The 1,723-nt window shown below is 37.4% G+C and carries 2 protein-coding genes; both read right to left on the bottom strand.

Going from position 1 to position 1,723, the window contains the following annotated elements; genetic code table 11:
• Nucleotides 1–14: 14 nt before the first annotated feature.
• Entirely contained in the window at nt 15–1,181 is a 1,167-nt protein-coding gene (locus ACTQXY_RS15365; RefSeq protein WP_441660199.1) for an ISL3 family transposase, read from the bottom strand.
• A complete protein-coding gene (locus tag ACTQXY_RS15360) occupies nt 1,159–1,629 on the bottom strand; it encodes a transposase family protein (protein ID WP_441660198.1) in 471 nt (156 codons plus the stop codon). Before ACTQXY_RS15360 ends, ACTQXY_RS15365 begins: the two co-directional genes overlap by 23 nt.
• Nucleotides 1,630–1,723 lie beyond the last annotated feature (94 nt).

Raw genomic sequence — 1,723 nt, 5'->3', positions numbered from 1 at the left:
GGTTCTTTCCAATGTTAGTTGACTTTTCGCTTTAATTCAAGTCGTAACAGTTTTGCTTTCAGTAGTTCAAAACTGTTACGGCCATACATAATCCTTTTCACTACTTTGAGTTTATTCACACTCCCCTCCGCAAGCCCATTATTATACCCCATCTTAATTGCATTTTTTACTGCTTGTATATCCCGCTTCAGCCCATTCATAAAACTGGTGATTTCTTCTATATCCAGTAACGCACATTCTTCCATCCATTTTTCCAATTCCTTCGGTTTTTGGGAAAACAAGACTTCCTTAAAATTTTTCCCAACATCATACAGTCTCCCAATTATTGGATATTGCTCGATAACTTTATCCAGTTGCTCCTGACTGAATTTTTTTATCTCGTCAATCGGCTTATACAGCAGTTTTATCAGCCAGCGTCGCTCCAATTTTTCACTGGAAGTTCCCCCTGCTTCTCTTATTAGCTTTCTTTCCCTTGTTGCATACATCCGAATTGTGGATTCTGCACCTGTATAACCCTTTTCACGGATATATATATTGATCTGACGAAATGTCTTTCCTTCTGATAGCAGCCGTTTGATATCTTCTCCATAGGGTTTGATCTTACTTGGGGCTGTTGTATTATACTTTCCACTTGTTGGATTATAGTGTGGCTTCAAGTATTTTGCCACAGTTATCCGGTTGATTCCTACTTCCTTTGCAATTTCTCCATTATTTAATCCTGTTTCCTTTAATTCCCTTACTTTTTGTATAGTTTCTTGTTTCTTTTCGAGACTTGCATTGTGTTCTCTGGTTGGAAAATCTTCCTTCAGCGGCCGATTCCAGTAGTCATCTGTTTTTGTCCCATTATAGTGGGAGGATTCCTCAGGTAGCAAAAAATTTGCAGCTAAAAATCGAGTCAGAAATTTCTTTGCCGCATCGGTGAATCCTTTCAGTAGATGAAAACGGTCGCTGACCTGCTGGATATTTTCATCCGCCTTTTTAATAGCTGAATGGTAAGAAACAGAACCATCTCGTGAAACAACTTTTATATTGGGATAAGATTTTAGCCATTCCGCCACATCATCAATCTCTCTCGAACTGAGAAGATCGATAATCCGGTGAGTTTCAATATCGACCATGATTGTACCGTAGGTATATCTTTTACGAAATGCAAAGTCATCAATACATACTTTTGTGACCATTTCTTTCTTCGGAAGGGGGATATCTTTTTTTTAAGAGATTGCAAATGGTACTCTTACCAATATCCGCAATCCCGTCTTTCAATATATTTGCAGCTGTTAGTGAACTGACACTCAATGAAACATCCACGATTTTATCTAAAAGACGTTTTGTCTTTTTGCTTTTTGTAGAAATGAAATCAAAAGTTTCGGCAAAAGTAATATGGGAACAATCTGGATTACAACAAAACATTTTTCTGTTAGAGAGAATAATCTTTGTCTTTTTTCCCATGATAGGGAGATCCTGAAAACTGCGCTCATAAGCACTGTGTCTCCTTGAAGATGGCTGTCCACAATATGGACAGAGCACTTCGTCCCTGTTACTTTTTACATAGATATAAATAGTGTCCCCAATAATTTCATGCCGAATGTAATCTAAATGTTCATCTAATAATCTTATGAATTCTTCCATTTTTGTCCCCACTCCTAATCCCTTTATCTTGTTTATACTATAACACATGTAGGAGCAAAAGACACTATGAATTCAACCAACATTGGAAAGAACC

It is taken from the genome of Faecalimonas sp. LCP19S3_D12 (assembly GCF_052121495.1).
Classification (GTDB): Bacteria; Bacillota; Clostridia; order Lachnospirales; family Lachnospiraceae; genus Faecalimonas.
The sequence above is the reverse complement of the archived record's forward strand: the minus strand, read 5'-3'. Positions and strand labels throughout refer to the sequence as shown.

Excerpts from the sequence above, each read along its gene's own strand:
- ACTQXY_RS15360 (WP_441660198.1), bottom strand. The coding sequence starts at position 1,629 with ATGGAAGAATTCATAAGATTATTAGATGAACATTTAGATTACATTCGG.
- ACTQXY_RS15365 (WP_441660199.1), bottom strand. The coding sequence starts at position 1,181 with ATGGTCACAAAAGTATGTATTGATGACTTTGCATTTCGTAAAAGATAT.